The organism is Cryptosporangium aurantiacum (assembly GCF_900143005.1).
Classification (GTDB): Bacteria; Actinomycetota; Actinomycetes; order Mycobacteriales; family Cryptosporangiaceae; genus Cryptosporangium; species Cryptosporangium aurantiacum.
On record NZ_FRCS01000011.1, the window covers coordinates 110,449 to 130,443 of the forward strand.

Here is a 19,995-nt window from a genome sequence, read left to right on the forward strand (position 1 = left end):
GGGAGGTCACCAGCCGCGGGACGCGTACTTCTGGTCCTGCGGCAGCGTGTCGACGTTCAGACCCACCATCGCCTCGCCCAGGCCACGCGAGACCTTCGCGATCACGTCGGGGTCGTCGTGGAACGTGGTGGCCTTGACGATCGCCTCGGCGCGCTTCACCGGGTCGCCGGACTTGAAGATGCCCGAGCCCACGAACACACCCTCGGCGCCCAGCTGCATCATCATCGCGGCGTCGGCCGGGGTCGCGATGCCACCGGCGGTGAACAGTACGACCGGCAGCTTGCCGAGCGTCGCGACTTCCTTGACCAGCTCGTACGGCGCCTGCAGGTTCTTCGCGGCGACGAACAGCTCGGTCTCATCCAGCGTCGTCAGCCGGCGGATCTCACCGCGGATCGACCGCATGTGCCGGGTCGCCTCGACGACGTTGCCGGTACCGGCCTCACCCTTCGAGCGGATCATCGCCGCACCCTCGGCGATCCGCCGCAGCGCCTCGCCCAGGTTGGTCGCGCCGCAGACGAACGGCACGGTGTACGCCCACTTGTCGATGTGGTGCGCCTCGTCGGCCGGCGTCAGCACCTCGGACTCGTCGATGTAGTCGACGCCGAGCGCCTGCAACACCTGTGCCTCGACGAAGTGCCCGATCCGCGCCTTGGCCATCACCGGGATCGAGACCGCGTTGACGATGCCGTCGACCATGTCCGGGTCGCTCATCCGCGCGACGCCGCCCTGAGCCCGGATGTCGGCGGGCACCCGCTCGAGCGCCATCACCGCGACCGCGCCGGCGTCCTCGGCGATCTTCGCCTGCTCCGGCGTGACGACGTCCATGATCACGCCGCCCTTCAGCATCTCGGCCATGCCGCGCTTGACTCGGGCAGTGCCGGTTGTACCTGCGGGGTTGTGGGGCTGGGCGGACACGGTTATCCGGCCTTTCGGTCGATTCTGGGTGTGTTTCTTACCGGAGAAATCTCTTCATCGTAGCTCCGGCGGCGGGGAGCTCACGACTGGCCGGTTGTGGCCCTTCCGACATCCTCGGCGGCCCGGCGCAGGGCTTCCTGCTCCCGGCGCTCGTGGTCGACGGCGTCCAGATCGAGCTCGTCGACGTCGAAGTACTGCGGGAGCGGCCGCCTGCGGGCCAGCCAGAACGTGCGCGGGATCCGGGCCGTGCGCAGCGAGCGGGTGTCGCGGACCGCGTCGTTGTAGACCTGCCTGGCGACGACCAGGCGGCGGTTCTCGGCGAGCAGCGCGGGTGCCTCCAGCGCGTCGGCACCGAGGTGCCGCAGCTCGCGCACCAGGTCGTTCTCGGCGCCCTGCCGGGCGTCGGAGTCGGGGCGGCCGCTGGTCAGCGCGGCCTTCGCCACCTCGTGCACGCCGGGTAGCTCAGCGGCGGCCTCGGCACGACGGCCGAGCTGCTCCTCCAGCGCGTCCAGAGCGGCGCGGGTGCGGGCGGTGAGCCTGGCGATGCGGCGGGAGAGCCACCAGACGTAGAGCAGCACGAGCGTCAGCGCCACGACGATGACGACGGGCCAGTCCACGCGTCGACTGTATCGGGTATGTGCATCGTGAGTGTTACGGCGTGATGGTTACGACAGCGCGCAGTAAAACCTCACCGCAGCCGCTCGCGCAGATACTGCGGCAGACGGTGCGTGGAGATCTCGTCCGCGTCGGTCACCATCGGTTCGCTGGGGTATGCCGCGACCGCGCTCTGGTACACGTCGACGACCCGTGCCGCCACCACCGGCCAGTCGAACGCCTCGACCGTCGAGCGCCCGACCGCCGCCAGTGCCGCCCGCTGCGCCGGGTCGTCGAGCAGCTCACCGACCCGCTCGGCCAGCGCCGCCGGCCTGCCGGTCGGGAACAGTGCACCGGCCCGCCCGTCGTCGAGCACGCGGCGGAACGCGTCCAGGTCGCTGGCGACGATCGTGGCACCGGCCGCCATCGCCTCGGTCAGGATGATCCCGAACGACTCACCGCCGGTGTTCGGTGCCACGTACAGGTCGACGCTGCGCAGCATCCGGGCCTTGTCGGTCTCCGAGACCATGCCCAGCAGCGTCACCCGCGGCCGTAGCGCGCGGGGCAACGCATCGAGCGCGTCGTCGGCGTCGCCGGGTCCTGCGACGAGCAGCCGGAGGCCCGGCCGCTCCGGTGCCAGCGCGGCGAACGCGTCCGCGAGCACCGTGAAGCCCTTCCGCGGCTCGCCGAACCGCCCGAGGAACCCGAGCGCGCCGCCCTCCCCCGGCCACCCCGGGAGCGGGGCCGCGTCCGCGAACTTCCCGACCGCCACGCCGTTCGGGATCTCCACCGCCCCGCCGTCCAGGTGCTCGACCTGCACCCGGCGGGCCAGCGCGGAGACCGCGATCCGCGCGGTGATCTTCTCCAGCACCGGTTGCAGGGCGCTGTGGACCGCGGCGAGGGTGCGCGACCGCTGGGTCGCCGTGTGGAACGTCGCCACGATGGGACCGGTCGCCACGACACAGGCCAGCAGCGACAGCGACGGCGCGATCGGCTCGTGCACGTGCAGCACGTCGAACCGGCCGTCGCGCAACCACCGCCGCACCCGCGCCAGCGAGATCGGCCCGAACGCCAGCCGGGCCACCGACCCGTTGTACGGCACCGGCACGGCTCGCCCGGCGGGCACCACGTACGACGGCAGGTCAGCGCCACCGTCCGCGGGCTCCTCGGCCGGTGCGAGCACCGACACCTCGTGGCCGAGGCCGATCAGCGCCTCGGCCAGGTCCCGGACGTGCGCTTGCACGCCCCCGGGCACGTCGAACGAGTACGGGCAGACGATTCCGACACGCATCCGTGCGTCCCCGGCGATCAGTCGGCTGTCCGCCGCCGCCGCCGTGGCGGCAGGTCGGCCAGCCAGAGCGGCTGCAGCATGTGCCAATCCACCGGATGCTCCGCGATGCCTTCCGCGAGCGCGTCGGCAACCCGCTGCGTCACGGCCGCGACCCGCGCGGCGTCCCGGTGCCCGTCTTCGATTTTTACGCTGTGCGGCGCGTCACCGCCCGAACGGTCACCACCGTCCGACGTACCGCCGTTCGCGTGCACCTTCGTCGGGGTGGCGTCCGGCTGCTCGTCCGCCGCAACCGTGGCCACCGCACCCGCGGCGGCCGGCTGCTCGGCGTCCGCCTGCGCAGCGGCCTGCGGGGCAGGCAGGCCCGGCGTCACCGCCTCCCCCCGCACCACCGCACTCCCGGGGCCGGTCTCGATCGGACCGATCAGCCGCGCCCGGGTCACCGGGCCGTCGTTCCAGAGCGCGAGCCCGAACAGCGGCGCGCCGGTCCGCAGCGCCAGTACCGCGGGCCCGGCGGGCATCTTCGTCCGCTCCCCGAAGAAGTCGACCTCGATCCCGCGCGCCGAGAGGTCCCGCTCGCTGAGCAGCACCGCCACCCGGCCCGCGCGCACCCGCTCGGTCAGCACGTCCAGCGGTGGCCGGGACGCGCCGGTGAGCGGCAGGATCTCCATCCCCAGCGCCCGCCGGAACGAGAGGAACCGCTGATAGAGGTCCTCGGGCTTGAGCCGCTCGGCGACCGTGGTGACCGGGACGCCGTGCAGTGTCGCCCAGGCACCGGCCAGGTCCCAGTTCCCGGCGTGCGGGAGCGCGACGACCACGCCCCGCCCGGCCGCGACGGCCCGATCGAGCTCCTCGACGTTCTCCAGCACGAACCGCCGCTCGATCTCCGCGTGCGACCACTCCGGCATCCGGAACGCCTCGTACCAGTACCGGGCGTACGACTGCAGGCCGCGCTTCGTCAGGTCGGCCAGGTCGGCGTCGGACATCTCGGGACCGACGACCCGGCGCAGGTTGGCAGCCAAGCGGCGCACGCTCGCGCCGCCGCGACCGGCCATCCAGCCGGCACCGCCCTCGAACAGCGCCCGCACCGGACGCTCCGGAAGTACCCGGACCAGCTTCCACCCCGCGGCGTAGGCCGCGCCCGTCACCCGCTCGTTCACCCCTGCTCCCGCCCGGCCTCAGCGGTGGGCCCACCAGTGGGCTCAGCAGGGGGCTCAGCGGGCGGGGGTGGAACCGGGCCGGTGTCCAGCGGCCGGGCCGGGCGGACGCGGTCGTCGCGGGTCTGGTTCCAGACCGCCCGCACCCGCTGCCCGACCGTGAACGCCGCCAGCGCGGTGAGCAGCCAGAGGACCCACTCGATGCCGCCGGGCACCCCGAGCACCTCGAGGACGCCACCGAAGCCGACCAGCACCAGCCGCTCGGTGCGCTCGGCGATGCCGACGTTCGCGGTCAGCCCGAGGCCTTCCGCCCGAGCCTTCGCGTACGACACCAGGACGCCGGTGATCAGGCAGAGCAGCGCCGCGATGCCGGCCGAGTCGCGCCCCTCGGTGAACAGCCAGTACGCGGCCGCGGCGAAGATCGACGCGTCGGCGAGCCGGTCGCAGGTCGAGTCGAGGAACGCGCCCCACCGGCTCGACCAGCCGCGCGCTCTGGCCATCGCGCCGTCGAGCATGTCGGTGAGCGCGAACAACGTGATCGCGATCCCGCCGGCGAGCACGTGGCCGGGGACGACCAGGAAGATCGAGGACAGTACGACACCGGTCGTCCCGATCAGCGTCATCGCGTCCGGGGTGAGGCCGGTGCGCACCAACGCGGCGCCGATCGGGCCGGTCACGCGGGTGATCCGGGCGCGCGCCAGGACGTTGAGCATCGGAATCCGTTCTCGAAGGGGGCGGCAGCGGCGTGCCCACGATAGCCGCTACCTGGGCGGCTCCCACTCGGGCGCCGGATCCGCCCCGGCGGCGCCCTCGTGGGCACTCCCGCCGCGACGGCCCGCGCGGGCAGGCGGATCCGACCCGCGGAGGAAGGGCGCCCTTACTCACCTCGCGTCCGGATCGCCCGACACAATTGGGCTTGTCGGATCGGTGCAGCAAGTCCCGGCGTCCGCCAGGGCTTGCCCCGTACCGGGGCGGCGGTGTGGGATCGATCACACGGACCTGTCTTCCGGTGGCGCGGCCGGGATGTGCGCCGGCCGCCGGCCAGGCGTCCCGGCGAGCGCGAGGAGGCACCCCGATGGCGCAGAAAGTGGCTGGTAGCCCCGACCGGGCGGCATCCGCCGGGCCGGTGGTCGACGATCCCCGGTCCCTACGCAACGTCGTCCTGGTCGGCCATTCCGGGGCCGGCAAGACGACGTTGGTCGAGGCTCTGCTGGTAGCAACCGGAACAATCTCCCGGGCCGGATCGGTGGTCGACGGGACGACGGTCTGCGATTGCGACCCCGCAGCGGTACGGCAGCAGCGGTCGGTGACGCTGACCCCGGCGCCGATCGTCCACCGCGGCGTGAAGATCAACCTGCTCGACACCCCCGGCTACGCGGACTTCGTCGGTGAGCTGCGGGCCGGCCTGCGCGCGGCGGACGCGGCGCTGTTCGTCATCTCCGCGGTCGACGGCGTGGACGCCAGCACGATCGCGCTGTGGGAGGAGTGCGCCCGGGTCGGGATGCCGCGGGCGGTCGTCGTCACCCGGCTCGACCACCCGCGCGCGGACTTCGACGAGGCGGTGGCGATCTGCCAGCGGGTGTTCGGCGACGGGGTGATGCCGCTGTACCTGCCGGTGCACGAGGCGATCGAAGGCACCGTGGGGTCGGCCGCTGAATCCGGTAGCCGCCAGACGCTGTCCGACTTCCTCGGCGGCATCGACGGCGCCACCGAGCAGACCCGCACCGCCGGTCTGTTCGGTCTGGTCACCCAGCAGATCTACGACTACAGCGCCGGGGGCCCGGAACCGGTCATCCGCCCGGCCGACCCCGAGCACCTCGAACTGGTCGAGGAGTCCAGGAACAACCTCATCGAGGGGATCATCGCCGAGAGCGAGGACGAGACCCTGATGGACCGGTACCTGGCCGGCGAGGAGATCGACCCCGACGTGCTGATCACCGACCTGGAGACCGCGGTGTCCCGGGGCTCGTTCTACCCGGTCCTGCCCGCCGACCCGACGACCGGTGTGGGGCTGGCCGAGCTGCTGGACGGCATCGTCCGCGCGTGCCCGCCCCCGACCGAGCGGCCCACGCCCGCGGTGACGACGATCGACGGCGACCCCCGTGACGCGCTGACCGCCGACCCGAACGGCCCGCTGGTGGCCGAGGTGGTGAAGACGACCGTCGACCCGTACGTCGGCCGGGTGTCGCTGGTCCGGGTGTTCTCCGGGACGCTGCGCGCGGAGGACACCGTGCACGTCTCCGGCCACGGCGTCCGGACCCGGGACGACACGCACGCGCCCGACGAGGCCTGGGCCGACCACGACGCCGACGAGCGCGCCGCACACCTGTACTCCCCGCTCGGCACGCAGCTGCGCGAGGTGCCGTACGCGGTGGCCGGTGACCTCTGCGCGCTGACGAAGGTCGGCAGCGCGGAGACCGGCGACACGATCTCGTCGAAGGACAACCCGCTGCTGGTGGCGCCGTGGGACCTGCCGGAGCCGCTGCTGCCGGTCGCGGTCGTCGCGCGCAGCCGCAGCGACGAGGACGCGCTGGCCAAGAACCTCTCCCGGCTGGTCGCGGGCGACGCGACGCTGCGGATGGAACGCAACCCGGAGACCGGTCAGCTGGTGCTCTGGACGATGGGCGAGGCCCACGCGGACGTCGTCCTCGAGCGGCTGCGCGCGGGCGGCGTCGACCTGGACACCGAGCCGGTGCGGGTGCCGCTGCGGGAGACGCTCGCCGGCCCGGCCAAGGGGCACGGGCGGCACGTGAAGCAGTCCGGCGGGCACGGCCAGTACGCGATCTGCGACATCGAGGTGGAGCCGCTGCCGACCGGTTCGGGGTTCGAGTTCGTCGACCGGGTGGTCGGTGGGGCGGTGCCGCACCAGTACATCCCGTCGGTGCAGAAGGGCGTCCGGCAGCAGATGGAGCGCGGCCTGGTGGCCGGCTACCCGGTCGTCGACCTGCGGGTGACGCTGGTGGACGGCAAGGCGCACAGCGTCGACTCCTCCGACGCGGCGTTCCAGATGGCCGGTGCGCTGGCGCTGCGCGAGGCGGCGGCATCCGGGACGGTCAGCCTGCTGGAGCCGGTCGACGAGGTCGACATCACGGTGCCGGACACCTACGTCGGCCCGGTGATGAGCGACCTCTCCGGACGCCGCGGCCGGGTGCTCGGCACCGAACCGACTGGTGCTCGCGGAGAACCGGGACACGAGCGGACGATCGTGCACGCGGAGGTGCCGGCGACCGAGCTGGTGCGCTACTCCCCCGAGCTGCGGTCGCTGACGTCCGGCACCGCGACGTTCACCCGGACGTTCGCCCGCTACGAGCCGATGCCGCCGAACCTCGCCGCGAAGGCCCTCGCCGACCAAACCTGACCCGCTCCGTAGGATCGCTTGCATGACGGGCCCGGAGATCGAACGGCAGCAGGGGGCCGGCGACCCCGATCACTTCCAGCGACTGTGGACGCCCCACCGGATGGCGTACATCAAGGGCGAGGGCAAGCCTGCCGGCGAGGGAAGCGACGGGTGTCCGTTCTGCCTGATGCCGTCGCTGCCGGACGACCAGGGACTCATCCTGGCCCGGGGCGACACCGTGTACGCGCTGCTCAATCTGTACCCGTACAACTCGGGTCACCTGATGGTCGTCCCGTACCGGCACGTCCCCGACTACACCGACCTCGACGAAGCCGAGGTGGCCGAGCTCGGCGCGTTCACCCAGGACGCGATGCGCGCGGTGCGGAAGGCGTCCGGTGCCCACGGGTTCAACATCGGGATGAACCAGGGGTCGGTGGCCGGTGCGGGGATCGCCGCGCACCTGCACCAGCACGTGGTGCCGCGGTGGGGCGGGGACACCAACTTCATGCCCGTGGTCGGCCAGACCAAGGTCCTCCCCGAACTCCTCGGCGAGACCCGCACGCTGCTCGCCGCGGCCTGGGCCGACACCGCCGAAGCCGCCACCCTCGAGCGCCCGTAGCTCGCTTGCCCGGCGTCCACCGCAGCAATTGCTTGAGGCGCCGCCAGGCGCTGTTGTTTGAACCTGGAGCCCGTCCAGAGCGGCGCCGGCAGTCGAGCGGGCCGACGCCGTGACATCAGCGAAGCGTCATCAGGAGGCCCGCTCGCCTGTCAGCGTTGTTCTGGGCGGGCCGCCTACAGGGCGGACGGGCTCACGTTGGTGCGGGAGCGCACGACGTCGACGACGTGCTCGATCGCCTCGTCCAGCGGGACGCCGTTCCGCTGCGACCCGTCGCGGTACCGGAACGAGACCGTGCCCGCCGCCACGTCGTCGTCACCGGCGATCACCATGAACGGGATCTTCTGCTTCTGCGCGTTCCGGATCTTCTTCTGCATCCGGTCGCTCGCGGTGTCCACCTCGACCCGGATGCTCTGGCTGCGCAGGCGCGCGGCGAACTCCTCCAGGTACCCGACGTGGCCGTCCCCGATCGGGATCCCGATCACCTGCACCGGCGCCAGCCACGCGGGGAACGCACCGGCGTAGTGCTCGGTCAGCACCCCGAAGAACCGCTCGATCGAACCGAACAGCGCCCGGTGGATCATCACCGGCCGCTTCCGCGATCCGTCGGCGGCCTGGTACTCCAGCTCGAACCGCTCAGGCAGCATGAAGTCGAGCTGGATCGTGGACATCTGCCAGGTGCGGCCGATCGCGTCCCGCGCCTGCACCGAGATCTTCGGCCCGTAGAACGCCGCACCGCCCGGGTCCGGCACCAGGTCCAGCCCGGACTCGGTGGCGACCCGCCGCAGGGTCTCGGTCGCGACGTCCCAGACCTCGTCGTCCCCGATGTACTTCTCCGGGTTCTTGGTCGACAGCTCCAGGTAGAAGTCGTCGAGGCCGTAGTCCTTCAGCAGGTCCAGGACGAACTGCAGCAGCGAGGTGAGCTCACCCTCGATCTGCTCCTGGGTGCAGAAGATGTGCGCGTCGTCCATGGTCAGGCCGCGCACGCGGGTCAGGCCGTGGATGACGCCGGACTTCTCGTACCGGTACACGGTGCCGAACTCGAACATCCGCAGCGGCAGCTCGCGGTACGACCGCCCACGCGACCGGAAGATCAGGTCGTGCATCGGGCAGTTCATCGGCTTGAGGTAGTACTGCGCGCCCTCCAGCTCCATGGGCGGGAACATGCCGTCGGCGTACCAGTCGAGGTGGCCGGAGACCTCGTACAGGTGGCCCTTGGTGATGTGCGGGGTGTTGACGAACGAGTATCCGGCTTCCTCGTGCCGCTGCCGGGAGTAGTTCTCCAGCTCCCGGCGGATGATGCCGCCCTTCGGGTGGAACACCGGCAGGCCGGAGCCCAACTCGTCGGGGAAGCTGAACAGGTCGAGTTCTGCGCCGAGCTTGCGGTGGTCGCGCTTGGCGGCCTCTTCCAGGCGCTGCTGGTACGCCTTCAACGCGTCCCGGGTCGGCCACGCGGTGCCGTAGATCCGCTGGAGCTGCGGGTTCTTCTCGCTGCCCCGCCAGTACGCCGCCGCCGAACGCTGCAGGCTGAACGCCGGGATGTTGCGGGTGGTGGGCAGGTGCGGGCCGCGGCACAGGTCGGTCCAGACCCGGTCGCCGGTCTTCTTGTCGAGGTTGTCGTACATGGTCAGCGCGCCTTCGCCGACCTCGACCGACGCGCCCTCGGCGGCGTCGTCACCGGCTCCCTTGAGCGAGATGAGCTCGAGCTTGAACCGCTCGTGGGCGAGCTCGTGCCGCGCCTCGTCGTCGGTGATCGGGCGGCGGGAGAAGCGCTGACCGGCCTTGATGATCTCCTGCATGCGCTTCTCGAGGCGCTTGAGGTCGTCCGGGGTGAACGGCTTCTCCGGCAGGAAGTCGTAGTAGAAGCCGTTCTCGATCGGCGGGCCGATACCGAGCAGGGTGCCCGGGAAGACGTCCTGCACGGCCTGGGCCAGGACGTGCGCGGTGGAGTGGCGCAGCACGTTGAGCCCGTCGGGCGAGTCGATGAGCACCGGCTCGACCTCGGCGTCGGCGTCCGGGACCCACTCCAGGTCGCGGAGCTGACCGTCCGCGTCACGGACGACGACCGCGGCCTGCCCGCCGTCGACGGGGATCCCGGCGGCGACCAGCGCGTCCGCGGCCGTCGTCCCGGCCGGCACCACGACGGCGGCGGTCACGGGCGCGGAACGGGGTGCGGACACAGTTCTCTCCTCGACATCTCTGCGGGTGCCGGCTACTCGCTGCCGACTCGCCACGATGCTAGTCGGCGGGCGTCCCGAACCCGGCACCGGTTAATCCCGACACCGCCATCGGTTGCCAACTGTCGCCTGCACGACGGAACGGGGTCCGCAGGTGGCACGAAACCGGGATCCCCCGGCACACCGCCGTCCGTAGTGTCGTCGGCAAGCAAGCACACCCCTTTTGACGAGAACGGAAACCACGATGAGCGACAGCGGCGACACGATCGACTCCGGCGCCGACGCCCCCACCAGCACGATCGCCGACAACGATGTGCCGCTGGACTACGACGGCGACGGCGTCGTCGACGGTTACCTCCACCGGGAGGACGACGGCACGGCGTACGCGGTGCTCGACCTGGACCACGACGGTGAGTCCGAGACGGTCGCGGCCGACACCGACGGCGACGGCTACGTGGACGTCGTGGCGTCCGACACCGACGGTGACGGCGCGGTGGACTACGCGGTCGTCGACACCGACGGCGACCACATCGCGGACACCGCGGTCTACGACCGGGACGGCGACGGCGACTTCGACTACGCGGCCGTCGACACCAACGGCGACGGCGTGATCGACGGGACCGCCGCCGACACCGACAACGACGGTGACTTCGACGCGGTCGAGGTCGACTCCGACTACGACGGTGTCGTGGACGCGGTGGTCGTCGACACGAACGACGACGCCGAGTTCGACACGGTCTACTCCGACACCGACGGCAACGGCACCGTCGACACGGCGACCCCGATCGAGGACACGCCGGACCCGACGCAGCAGACCGCGGCCACCGACGCTGCGGCCGAGCCGACCACGACCACCACGACGACCACCACCACGACGACCACGACCGACAGCGCCGACAGCGCGACGACCGACACCACGACCGAGACGTCGACCGACCCGGCGACCGACCCGGCCACGGTCTCCGCCCAGCCGGCCGCCCCGGCCAGCTGATTCTCCCGCTCAGTGGGCGCTTCCGGCGCCCACTGAGCGCTCAGGCGGCGAGCAGGGCCGTGACCGACGCGCGGAGCGTCGCCCGCACCTCGGTGGGGTCGTCCAGTTGCCCGCCGACCACAACGCCGTCCCGCAGCATCACGAGCATCCGCGCCGCCGCGTCCGGGGTGGGGTGGTCGCTCGCCAGCAGCAGATCCCGCAGCGCGTCCGCGTACCAGCGCCGGTGGTCGGCGACGACCCGCCGCACCGGGCTGGCCGGGTCGGGGTATTCGACCGCGGCGTTGACGAACGCGCAGCCGCGGAAGCCCGGCCCGCAGGTGAATTCGCCCAGCGCGTCGAACATCGTCAGCACCACGTCGACCGGTTCGATGCCCGCCGACAGCGTGGCCAGCGCCGCCGCCTGGCGGTCGTGCAGGTCGGCGAGGTAGGCGCAGACCAGGGCGTCCTTGGTCGGGAAGTGGTGGTAGAACGTGGCCTTCGCGACGCCGGCCTCGGCGATGATCCGATCGATGCCGACCGCGCGGATGCCCACCGTGTAGAACAGCACGCTCGCGGTGCCGAGGATGCGACGGCGCGCGCTCGCCGGGCGTGCGTCCGGCGCGGTCTCGGACGCGAGACCGCCGGGGAGTTCGAGGGGAGGAAACGTCGGCACGCCTTGAAGTTACCAGACAGACCTGTCTATTCTGCGGGGTAGACAGACCAGTCTGTATGGCAACTTCGACGAAGGGACCGGCATGTCTGCGCTCTACACCGCGATCGCCACCGCCGACGGAAACGGCCGCAACGGGCACGTGCGCACGTCCGACAGCAAGCTCGACGTCCAGCTCTCGTTCCCGAAGGAGATGGGTGGCAGCGGCGCCGGGAGCAACCCCGAGCAGCTGTTCGCGGCCGGGTACGCGGCCTGCTTCTCCAGCGCGCTCGGGCTGATCGCCGGTCAGCGCAAGATCGACGCGTCCGAGGCCGCGGTGACCGCTGAGGTGGGCCTCGTCGCGGGCGAGAACAACGCGTTCGGGCTGGCCGTGACGCTGCGGGTCGAGCTGCCGGAGAGCCTGCAGGGAGAGGTCGGTCGCGAGCTGGTCGAGGCCGCCCACCAGGTGTGCCCGTACTCCAACGCGACCCGCGGCAACATCCCGGTCGAACTCGTCGTCGAGTAGGACGCGGCGCTGAGAGGCGCGGGCGGCGATCAGCGCCTACGGTCGAGCCATGACGCAGCTCGTCGCGGTCCATGGCGTCCTCCCCGACCACCGGTACCCGCAATCCGAGCTCACCGATCTGGTCGCCGAGGCCTGTCGGCTCGATGACGCCCAGCGGCGTTTCCTGGAGCGCGTCCATCGCGGCGCGGGCGTCCAGACCCGGCACCTGGTGCTGCCGATCGAGGAGTACCGCACGTTACGGGACTTCGGCGCCGCGAACGACGCGTTCCTCACCGGCGCGGTCGACCTCGGCTCGCGTGCGATCCTCGGCGCGCTGGCCGAGGCCGGCCTCACCGTGGACGACGTCGACGTGATCCTCGCGGTCAGCTCCACCGGCCTGGCGATCCCGTCGCTGGACGCCCGGATCGCCGGCCACATCGGCCTGCGCCCGGACGTCAAGCGCACGCCGATCGTCGGCCTGGGCTGCGCTGCTGGGGCGGTCGGCATCTCGCGGCTGCACGACTACCTGCGCGGCTGGCCGGACCAGGTCGCGGTCCTGGTCACGGTCGAGCTCTGCTCACTCACCGCGCAGTACGACGACCGGTCGCCGACCAACCTGGTGGCCAGCGGCCTGTTCGGCGACGGCGCCGCCGCCGTGGTAGCCGTCGGCCCGGAACGCGCAGCCGCCACGCCTGGCGTGGCCGGCTCGGCCGCCACGGCCGGGTCGGCCGCCACAGCTGGCTCGGCCGGCGCGCGGGCCTCGGCGCGGGGGCCGCGCGTGATCGCGACGCGCAGCGCGCTCTATCCCGGCACGTTCCGCACGATGGGCTTCGACGTCGGCGCCGGCGGCCTGCGGGTCGTGCTCGGCACCGAGGTCCCCGCGCTCGTCGCGGAGCACCTGCGCGCCGATGTGGACACGTTCCTCGCCGACCACGGGCTGACCAGGAAGGACATCACGACCTGGGTCTCCCACCCCGGCGGCCCGAAGGTGCTGGAAGCCGTGGAGACCGGCCTGGAACTCCCGGAGGGCGCGCTCGGCGCCAGCTGGAGCTCGCTGCGCCGGATCGGCAACGTCTCGTCGGCGTCCGTGCTCCACATCCTGCGGGACACTCTGGTGGATCGCCCACCGGAGCCGGATACGCCCGGCATGCTGTTGGCGATGGGCCCCGGCTTCTCCGCGGAACTGGTGCTGCTGCAGTGGTGAGCTTCTACACGATCCTCGTCCTGGCGGTCGGTCTCGAACGCGTCGCCGAGCTGTTCGTCGCCGTGCGCAACATGCGCTGGAGCTTCGCCCGCGGCGGCCGGGAGTACGGCAAAGGCCACTACCCGTTCATGGTCGTCCTGCACACCGGGTTCCTCGCCGGGTGCCTGATCGAGGTCTGGCAGGCCGACCGGCCGTTCCTGCCCTGGCTGGGATGGCCGATGCTGGTGCTCGTGGTGGCCGCGCAGGGTCTGCGCTGGTGGTGCATCCGGACGCTCGGCCACCAGTGGAACACCCGGATCATCGTCGTTCCCGGGATGCCGCTGGTCACCGGCGGCCCGTACCGCTGGCTCCGGCACCCGAACTACGTCGCGGTCGTCGTCGAGGGCTTCGCGCTCCCGCTGGTGCACACCGCCTGGGTCACCGCGCTGGTCTTCACGGTGCTGAACGCCGGGCTGCTGACCGTCCGGATCCGCGCCGAGGACGCGGCCCTGCGGGCTGCCTCGAGCACGTGACCGGGGTGATCGACCTGCTGGTGGCCGGGGGCGGCCCGGCGGGGCTGGTCACGGCGCTGCTCGCCGCGCGCCGCGGCCTCACGGTGACCGTGCTGGAGCCACGGGCCACCCCGATCGACAAGGCGTGCGGCGAGGGCCTGATGCCCGGAGCCGTCGAGCTCCTGTCGGAGCTCGGTGTCCAGGTTCCCGGCCTGCCCTTCCGCGGCATCCACTACGCGGACGCGACGCGCGGGGTCGACGCGCTGTTCCGGAGCGGCTCGGGACGGAGCGTCCGGGGCCTGGGCGTCCGGCGCACGGCGTTGCACGCGAACCTCGTCGACGCGGTAACGAGGGCCGGTGTCGAGATCGTGCCCCGCGCGGCGGACACCGTGGCCCAGGACGCCGACGGCGTCCGCGTCGCCGGGATGAGGGCCCGGTACCTCGCGGCAGCCGACGGGCTGCACTCGCCGATCCGGCGGCAGCTCGGGCTGCAGCGTCCGTCGAGAGGCCCCGCCCGGCACGGGCTCCGGCAGCACTATCGCGTCGCCCCGTGGACGGACCTCGTCGAGGTGCACTGGACGTCCGGCGCTGAGGCGTACGTGACCCCGGTGGCCCCCGACCTGGTAGGCGTCGCGCTCCTCACCACCGCACGGGGGCCGTACAACGACCACCTCGACGCGTTCCCCGCGCTGACGGCCCGCCTGGAACACCCGGTCGGCGCGGTCCGCGGCGCGGGCCCGCTCCGGCAGCGGGTCGCCTCCCGCGTCGCCGGCCGGGTGCTGCTGGTCGGCGACGCCGCCGGGTACGTCGACGCGCTGACCGGCGAGGGCCTCGCGGTGGCCTGGGCGAGCGCCGCCGAGCTCGTGGCCTGCGTCGCCGCGGACCGCCCGGCCGCGTACGAGCGACGCTGGCGCCGGGCATCCCGGCGGTACCGGGTGCTGACCGGTGGTCTGCTCTGGGCCCGCAACCGGCCGCTGCTGTCCCGGACGATCGTCCCGGCGGCGGCGCGGCTACCCCGCACGTTCGCGACGGTCGTGAACCAACTGGCCCGCTGACGCCCCCGCTCAGGCGACGCCCGATCATGGCGTCCATGGACGACGCCCTGCTCCGCACCCCCTCCGGCCGGCTGCGCGCTCGCGCGCTCGGAGTCCCGTTCCTCGGCACGCCCGGGCCCTGGAACGCGCTGACCGACGTGCCCGGCGTGGCCGTGGGCTACACGACGCTGGTCGAGGGTGCGGGCGTGCGGACCGGTGTCACTGCGATCCTGCCGCGCGGACGCGACGGCGTCGGCGTGCCGTGCGCGTCCGGCTGGTTCTCGTTCAACGGCAACGGCGAGATGACCGGGACGACGTGGATCAGCGAGAACGGCGCCCTGAGCACGCCGATCGCGATCACGAACACCCACGCGGTCGGCCCGGCGCACCAGGGCGTCGTCGACTGGATCGCCACCCACCACCCCCGGGTCGCCGAGCAGTGGCTGCTGCCGGTCGTCGCCGAGACGTACGACGGCGAGCTCAACGACATCAACGGGCGCCACGTCCGTCCGGAGCACGCGATCGCCGCGCTCGACGCAGCCACCACCGGGCCGCTCGACGAGGGCAGCGTCGGCGGCGGTACCGGCATGATCTGCCACGGGTTCAAGGGCGGTTCCGGTACGGCGTCGCGGATCGTGGAGTACGGCTCGGACCGGTACACGGTCGCCGCGTTCATCCAGGCTAACTACGGTGCGCGCCGGGAGCTGACGATCGCGGGCGTCCGGATCGGCGCGGATTTGGCCGAGACACACCCCGATCCGGTCGCGGGACCGGGCCGGAAACCGCCGGGCGCCGGGTCGGTGATCGTCGTGCTGGCGACCGACGCGCCGCTGCTTCCCGGACAGTGCGCGGCGCTGGCCCGCCGGGCGACGCTCGGCATCGGCCGGTCGGGCACCGCGGGCAGCCACTTCTCCGGCGACCTGTTCCTGGCGTTCAGCACCGCGAACGCGGGTGCGCTGACCAGCACGTTCCCGGCCGGACCGGTGGCGGACGACGAGTACGAGCAGCTGCGGTTCGTGCCCTGGGGCCGGATCGACCGGTTCTTCGACGCCGCGGTGCAGGCGGTGGAGGAAGCCGTGGTCGACGTCCTGGTGGCCAACGAGGACATGACCGGCCACCGCGGGTACCGGGTGCCGGCGCTCCCCCACGACGCCGTCCGCGCCGCGGCGGAGCGCGCGACGTAACGGCCGTTCATACCCAACGGAGAGCGCCCCACACGCCCGAGAACACCCCAATTTTTGGGATTCGGTACGATTGGTTCCCAACGGGTCGCTGACGAACACTTCGCGCTTCATAGTGGCCCCTGCACTGTGTCCGAGCTCAGGGAGACGCCGTGGACGAGCCCCAGCACCGCCTGGTCGTGCGCGCGCCGCTCTCCGCCGACGTCCTCGAGCCGTTCGCGTCCGGCGACGGCTCGCTGGACGTGGCGCGGGTGGTCGACGAGGAGACCCACTACGCGCTGTTCGTGCTCGTCGGCACGCTCGACGAGAGCACCGCGCCACAGACGCTGGAGCACCTGGTCGCGGCGGCCCGGCTGCCGGCCGTCGACCTGGTCATCGTCGACCTGCTCCGGGTGGCGTACCTGGGTGCGCCCGGGGCGGCCTGCCTGGAGGCCGCCTCGCGGGCGGCCGCGCGGCACGACGCGACGTTCGTCGTCTGCCGTCCCAGCCACTTCGTCCGGCGGGTCCTGGAGGCGGCCGGGCTGGCCGGGCTGATCGAGCACGACACCGACTGGCCGGACCTGCCCGGCCCGGCGTCCGGGTGGCGCTGGGAGTAGCTGCTCGGCGGCTCAGAGGATGCCGAAGCGCGCGAGCGGCTCGACCAGTTCGCGCTCCTCGTACGACAGGTGCGAGAGCAGCGTGTCCGAGAGCAGGTCGACGGCCGCCCGGACGTCGTCGATGGCCTTCTCGTCGGTCACCAGGGCGACCAGCGCCCGATCCACCCGTTCGAGCACCTCGTGGATCACCAGGTGCTCCTCCACCAGCCGGTTGACGACCGGCACCAGCCCGGCGTCCGCGCGGCGCAGCCTCGGGAAGAGCGCCTGGTCCTCCAGCGTGTGGTGGGTGGTGACGACCCGGCAGTACGACTCGCAGTAGGTGCCGAGCGTCCAGTTGTTCTGGCGCATCGTCATCGCGTTGATCGCCGATCGGGCGGCGCCGGGGTCGGTGAGCCCGTCCGCGACCTGCTCGACCAGGTCGCGGACGGTCGTGAGCTCGGAGCGCAGGTGGTCGTGGACGTCGATCAGGTGCTGGCCGGAGGCGCGCTCGGCGGGCGTGTAGGCCCGGTCGGCGTCGGGTGCCGGCCCGGTGGGCCGGGTGGTCTCGTCCCACAGTCGGACGTCGGAGAGCCGCACGCCGTCGTCGGGGGTCGGCGTGATCCCCAGCCCGACCGGCAACCGCCCGGCCGCCGCAGTGCTCCCGGCCGCAGACGCGGCAGCACTCCCGGCCGCCGCGGCAGCACTCCCCGCCGCGGGTGCGGCAGTGCTCCCGGCCGCAGACGCGGCAGCACTCCCGGCCGCCGCGGGTGCCGCGGTGCCGCCCGCCGCGGGTGCCGCGGTGCCTGCGGCGCGGCCGGTGGTGTCGGAGCCGGTGGGCGCCCAGCCCGCGTCGACCCTGCCCGCATCGACGCTGCTCCCCGTTGCGGTGGTGCGATCGGGGGACGGTGGGGCGCCCGCACGGCGCCCGCGCTCGGCGTCCACCAAGTCGTTGACCGCGGGAACCACCTCGGCGGCGAACCGGCGTACCTCGTCCGGGTCGTCGCCCATCGTGATGAACCCGCTGATACCCGAGCCGAGCGCGAGCTCGGCGAGTTGCTCGGCCCACATCGCCGGTGGCCCGGTGAGGAACCCGGTGCCGCGCGGCGCGAACCGGCCGGAGATGTTGTAGAGCCGCCGGATCTCCCGGGGGTCCCGGCCGGCCTCCTCGGCCGCCGCGTCGATCGTGGCGTTCATCGCGGGCAGCTGGTCCGGGCCGGCGTACGGGCTGCTGGGGAGCCACCCGTCGGCGGCGCGGCCGGTCAGCGTCAGCATGCGCTTTTTGTAGGCGCCCAGCCAGATCCCGACGTCGTGCGCCGGGGCCGGACCGGCATGCGCGCCCGCGACGCGGTAGTACTCGCCGTCGAGGCGAACCGACCCGCCCGGCGCCCACAGCGCCCGGATCACCCGGATCGCCTCGGCCAGCGCGTCGACGCCCTGCGCCGGGGTGAGCCGGCGTCCGCCGAGCGCGGCGATGCCGTCCCAGAACGCCCCGGACCCCAGGCCCAGCTCCACCCGGCCGCCGGTGAGCAGGTCGAGCGACGCGACGCTCTTGGCCAGCACCGCGGGTGGCCGCAGCGGTAGGTTCACGACGTTCGGCGTGACGCGCAGCGTCGTGGTGCGGGCGGCGATGACCGACAGCAGCGTCCAGGTGTCGAGAAATCGGGCCTGGTAGGGGTGGTCCTGCACGGTCGCGAGGTCGAGCCCGACCTGCTCGGTGAGCTGCGCGAGCGCCACCACGCGATCGGGCGCGTCGGCAGTCGGGGTCAGGAACGTACCGAACACCAGGTCGTGTCCGTAGTCGGCCATCGTGTCGCTCCACTCATCGTCCGTGGCAAATAGTCTGCCACGCAGAAGAGTTGAGTGACAGATGATCAGTCAGAGAGTCGCCCGAACGCCATCGCGTCGCGCACCGCGTCCGGCGAGAGCGGGCCACCGGGCAGCGGATGCGCCGCCTCACCACGCAGCCCGTCGAGCACGATCCCGACGTGCCTGCGCCAGGCGTCCGGCGCGACGGCCCGCAGCCCCTCGGTCGCCCGCACCGCCGCCCACATCAGCAGTCCGACGTCGGAGACGTCGACGTCCGGCCGGAGCGCACCGGCCCCCCGCGCCCGCTCGAGCAGCGCCACGAACAGCCCGTGCCCCCGCCCCTTGGCCTGTTCGGTGGCTGAGCCGGCCGGAAGCGTGCGGACGCAGATGTCGGTGAAACCGCGGTGCCGGGCTTGCAGCTCGCCGATCGCGGTCAGATGGTCGACCAGCCCCTGCCACGGATCGGGGTGGGCGAGCGCGCGTTCCGCGGAGGCCACCGACTCTTCGACGACGTCGATCAGGGCGGCGTCGATCAGCTCCGCCCGGGTCGGAAAGCGGTTGTAGAGCGTCCCGATGCTGACGCCGGCCTCGCGGGCGACGTCCTCCAGCGGCGCGTCGAGGCCCCGGGCGGCGAACACGTCCTTCGCGGCGGCCACCAGCAGATCGCGGTTGCGCTGGGCGTCCCGCCGCAGCGGGCGGGTCGGTGCGCTCATCGGACCAGGATAGCAACTTGAGGACTTCCTCAAGTTCAGCTAACTTGAGGGCATCTTCAACTTATTCGTTCGGAGGACTCCCATGCCCACGCTGGCTGTTTTCGGCGCCGGACCCGCGTTCGGCCTCTCGGTCGCCCACCGGTTCGGCCGTGAGGGATACGCGGTGACGCTGGTCGGCCGGAACCCGGCCACGCTGGAGCCGCTCACCGCGTCACTCCGCGCCGCGGACGTGTCCGCGACCGCCGTGGTCGCCGACCTGACCGACCGGAACCGGGTCCGCGAGGTCGCGCGGACGCTCAGGGCGCCGGACGTCACGGTCTACAGCCCGGGCGACGTGAGCCGGCTGCCGGTCGCCGCGCTCGACCTGGACGCCGAGGAGCTGGAGTCCTGGCTCCCGCTCAACCTGCTCTCGCCGGTCGCGCTGACGCGGGCGCTACTGCCGGGCCTGCTCGCCCGCGGGTCGGGAAGCCTGGTCGTGGCGCTCGGCTCGTCGGTGCGCACCCCCGACCCGGTGCTCGCCAGCTCCGCCGTGCCGCAGAGCGCGCTGCTGCAGTACCTGCACAGCGTCGCGGCGAGTGTCGGGCCGCGCGGCGTCGACGTGCACGCGTTTCTGATCGGCTCGCTGATCGAGCGCAGCGCGGCGGCCGCGCTGGTCGACCAGGGCCACTTCGACGAGCAGCTGTCCGGGGTGCTGCCGCGGATCAGCCCGGACGTCCTGGCCGACCGGGTGTACTCGCTCGTCGGCCGCACCGACACGGTCGAGACCGCGGCAGCCTAGACCGC

At 72.6% G+C, this 19,995-nt stretch carries 19 protein-coding genes; 10 read left to right on the forward strand and 9 right to left on the reverse strand.

From position 1 onward, the window contains the following. Positions 1–6: 6 nt before the first annotated feature. The 5 genes from pdxS to pgsA form a co-directional block, all read right to left on the reverse strand. Positions 7–921, reverse strand: coding sequence for a pyridoxal 5'-phosphate synthase lyase subunit PdxS (pdxS, locus tag BUB75_RS30695; protein WP_073261753.1), 915 nt, complete (start codon positions 919–921; stop codon positions 7–9). 74 nt (positions 922–995) lie between these two features. Beyond that, a complete protein-coding gene (locus BUB75_RS30700; protein ID WP_073261755.1) occupies positions 996–1,532 on the reverse strand; it encodes a LemA family protein in 537 nt (178 codons plus the stop codon). A 71-nt stretch (positions 1,533–1,603) separates the two neighbouring features. Further along, the gene (locus BUB75_RS30705; RefSeq protein ID WP_073261757.1) at positions 1,604–2,800 is read right to left on the reverse strand and encodes a glycosyltransferase family 4 protein; all 1,197 of its coding nucleotides are present in this window, start codon (positions 2,798–2,800) and stop codon (positions 1,604–1,606) included. A 17-nt stretch (positions 2,801–2,817) separates the two neighbouring features. Continuing rightward, the gene (locus tag BUB75_RS47270) at positions 2,818–3,957 is read right to left on the reverse strand and encodes a phosphatidylinositol mannoside acyltransferase (protein WP_073261759.1); all 1,140 of its coding nucleotides are present in this window, start codon (positions 3,955–3,957) and stop codon (positions 2,818–2,820) included. Then, the gene (gene pgsA / locus BUB75_RS30715) at positions 3,954–4,667 is read right to left on the reverse strand and encodes a phosphatidylinositol phosphate synthase (RefSeq protein WP_073261761.1); all 714 of its coding nucleotides are present in this window, start codon (positions 4,665–4,667) and stop codon (positions 3,954–3,956) included. Before pgsA ends, BUB75_RS47270 begins: the two co-directional genes overlap by 4 nt. A 362-nt stretch (positions 4,668–5,029) precedes the next feature. Here pgsA and BUB75_RS30720 point away from each other — a divergent pair, with 362 nt between their 5' ends. Next, positions 5,030–7,312 (forward strand): elongation factor G-like protein EF-G2, encoded by a 2,283-nt coding sequence (locus BUB75_RS30720; protein ID WP_073261763.1) that lies wholly within the window; start codon positions 5,030–5,032, stop codon positions 7,310–7,312. 22 nt (positions 7,313–7,334) lie between these two features. Continuing rightward, on the forward strand, positions 7,335–7,910 hold the full coding sequence (locus BUB75_RS30725; RefSeq protein ID WP_073261765.1) for an HIT family protein: 576 nt from the start codon (positions 7,335–7,337) through the stop codon (positions 7,908–7,910). A gap of 173 nt (positions 7,911–8,083) precedes the next feature. Here the strand turns inward: BUB75_RS30725 and thrS are convergent, their stop codons facing one another. Next, positions 8,084–10,087, reverse strand: coding sequence for a threonine--tRNA ligase (gene thrS / locus BUB75_RS30730; RefSeq protein WP_073261767.1), 2,004 nt, complete (start codon positions 10,085–10,087; stop codon positions 8,084–8,086). A gap of 241 nt (positions 10,088–10,328) precedes the next feature. On the opposite strand from thrS, the gene BUB75_RS46585 reads away from it, so the two are divergent. Further along, positions 10,329–11,075 carry a hypothetical protein gene (locus BUB75_RS46585; RefSeq protein ID WP_073261769.1) on the forward strand — a complete coding sequence of 249 codons (747 nt, stop codon included), beginning with the start codon at positions 10,329–10,331 and terminating at the stop codon, positions 11,073–11,075. Between the two features lie 40 nt (positions 11,076–11,115). On the opposite strand, the gene BUB75_RS30740 is transcribed toward BUB75_RS46585, so the two are convergent. Beyond that, the gene (locus BUB75_RS30740) at positions 11,116–11,727 is read right to left on the reverse strand and encodes a TetR/AcrR family transcriptional regulator (RefSeq protein ID WP_084741912.1); all 612 of its coding nucleotides are present in this window, start codon (positions 11,725–11,727) and stop codon (positions 11,116–11,118) included. Between the two features lie 82 nt (positions 11,728–11,809). Here BUB75_RS30740 and BUB75_RS30745 point away from each other — a divergent pair, with 82 nt between their 5' ends. From BUB75_RS30745 to BUB75_RS30770, 6 genes are all read left to right on the forward strand, one after another. Next, entirely contained in the window at positions 11,810–12,229 is a 420-nt protein-coding gene (locus tag BUB75_RS30745; RefSeq protein ID WP_073261771.1) for an organic hydroperoxide resistance protein, read from the forward strand. A 28-nt stretch (positions 12,230–12,257) separates the two neighbouring features. Further along, positions 12,258–13,412: a type III polyketide synthase gene (locus tag BUB75_RS30750; protein WP_281248402.1), complete on the forward strand. Its 1,155-nt coding sequence runs from the start codon at positions 12,258–12,260 to the stop codon at positions 13,410–13,412. After that, entirely contained in the window at positions 13,409–13,924 is a 516-nt protein-coding gene (locus BUB75_RS30755; protein WP_073262039.1) for an isoprenylcysteine carboxyl methyltransferase family protein, read from the forward strand. The genes BUB75_RS30750 and BUB75_RS30755 overlap by 4 nt, the downstream gene beginning before the upstream one ends. Before the next feature lie 5 nt (positions 13,925–13,929). Then, positions 13,930–14,958, forward strand: coding sequence for an FAD-dependent monooxygenase (locus BUB75_RS30760; RefSeq protein WP_073262041.1), 1,029 nt, complete (start codon positions 13,930–13,932; stop codon positions 14,956–14,958). A gap of 35 nt (positions 14,959–14,993) precedes the next feature. Beyond that, positions 14,994–16,121, forward strand: a complete 1,128-nt coding sequence (locus BUB75_RS30765; protein ID WP_178380016.1) for a DmpA family aminopeptidase — start codon at positions 14,994–14,996, stop codon at positions 16,119–16,121. Between the two features lie 149 nt (positions 16,122–16,270). Next, a complete protein-coding gene (locus BUB75_RS30770) occupies positions 16,271–16,714 on the forward strand; it encodes an STAS domain-containing protein (protein WP_073261775.1) in 444 nt (147 codons plus the stop codon). A gap of 12 nt (positions 16,715–16,726) precedes the next feature. On the opposite strand, the gene BUB75_RS47275 is transcribed toward BUB75_RS30770, so the two are convergent. Continuing rightward, positions 16,727–18,499: an LLM class flavin-dependent oxidoreductase gene (locus tag BUB75_RS47275; RefSeq protein ID WP_218617859.1), complete on the reverse strand. Its 1,773-nt coding sequence runs from the start codon at positions 18,497–18,499 to the stop codon at positions 16,727–16,729. A 65-nt stretch (positions 18,500–18,564) separates the two neighbouring features. After that, complete coding sequence (locus tag BUB75_RS30785) at positions 18,565–19,212, reverse strand: TetR/AcrR family transcriptional regulator (RefSeq protein ID WP_073261777.1); 648 nt, start codon at positions 19,210–19,212, stop codon at positions 18,565–18,567. 82 nt (positions 19,213–19,294) lie between these two features. Here BUB75_RS30785 and BUB75_RS30790 point away from each other — a divergent pair, with 82 nt between their 5' ends. Continuing rightward, entirely contained in the window at positions 19,295–19,990 is a 696-nt protein-coding gene (locus BUB75_RS30790) for an SDR family NAD(P)-dependent oxidoreductase (protein WP_073261779.1), read from the forward strand. The last annotated feature ends 5 nt before the right edge of the window (positions 19,991–19,995 follow it).

Excerpts from the sequence above, each read along its gene's own strand:
- BUB75_RS30705 (WP_073261757.1), bottom strand. The coding sequence starts at position 2,800 with ATGCGTGTCGGAATCGTCTGCCCGTACTCGTTCGACGTGCCCGGGGGC.
- pgsA (WP_073261761.1), bottom strand. The coding sequence starts at position 4,667 with ATGCTCAACGTCCTGGCGCGCGCCCGGATCACCCGCGTGACCGGCCCG.
- BUB75_RS30720 (WP_073261763.1), top strand. The coding sequence starts at position 5,030 with ATGGCGCAGAAAGTGGCTGGTAGCCCCGACCGGGCGGCATCCGCCGGG.
- BUB75_RS30725 (WP_073261765.1), top strand. The coding sequence starts at position 7,335 with ATGACGGGCCCGGAGATCGAACGGCAGCAGGGGGCCGGCGACCCCGAT.
- BUB75_RS46585 (WP_073261769.1), top strand. The coding sequence starts at position 10,329 with ATGAGCGACAGCGGCGACACGATCGACTCCGGCGCCGACGCCCCCACC.
- BUB75_RS30745 (WP_073261771.1), top strand. The coding sequence starts at position 11,810 with ATGTCTGCGCTCTACACCGCGATCGCCACCGCCGACGGAAACGGCCGC.
- BUB75_RS30765 (WP_178380016.1), top strand. The coding sequence starts at position 14,994 with ATGGACGACGCCCTGCTCCGCACCCCCTCCGGCCGGCTGCGCGCTCGC.
- BUB75_RS47275 (WP_218617859.1), bottom strand. The coding sequence starts at position 18,499 with ATGGCCGACTACGGACACGACCTGGTGTTCGGTACGTTCCTGACCCCG.
- BUB75_RS30785 (WP_073261777.1), bottom strand. The coding sequence starts at position 19,212 with ATGAGCGCACCGACCCGCCCGCTGCGGCGGGACGCCCAGCGCAACCGC.
- BUB75_RS30790 (WP_073261779.1), top strand. The coding sequence starts at position 19,295 with ATGCCCACGCTGGCTGTTTTCGGCGCCGGACCCGCGTTCGGCCTCTCG.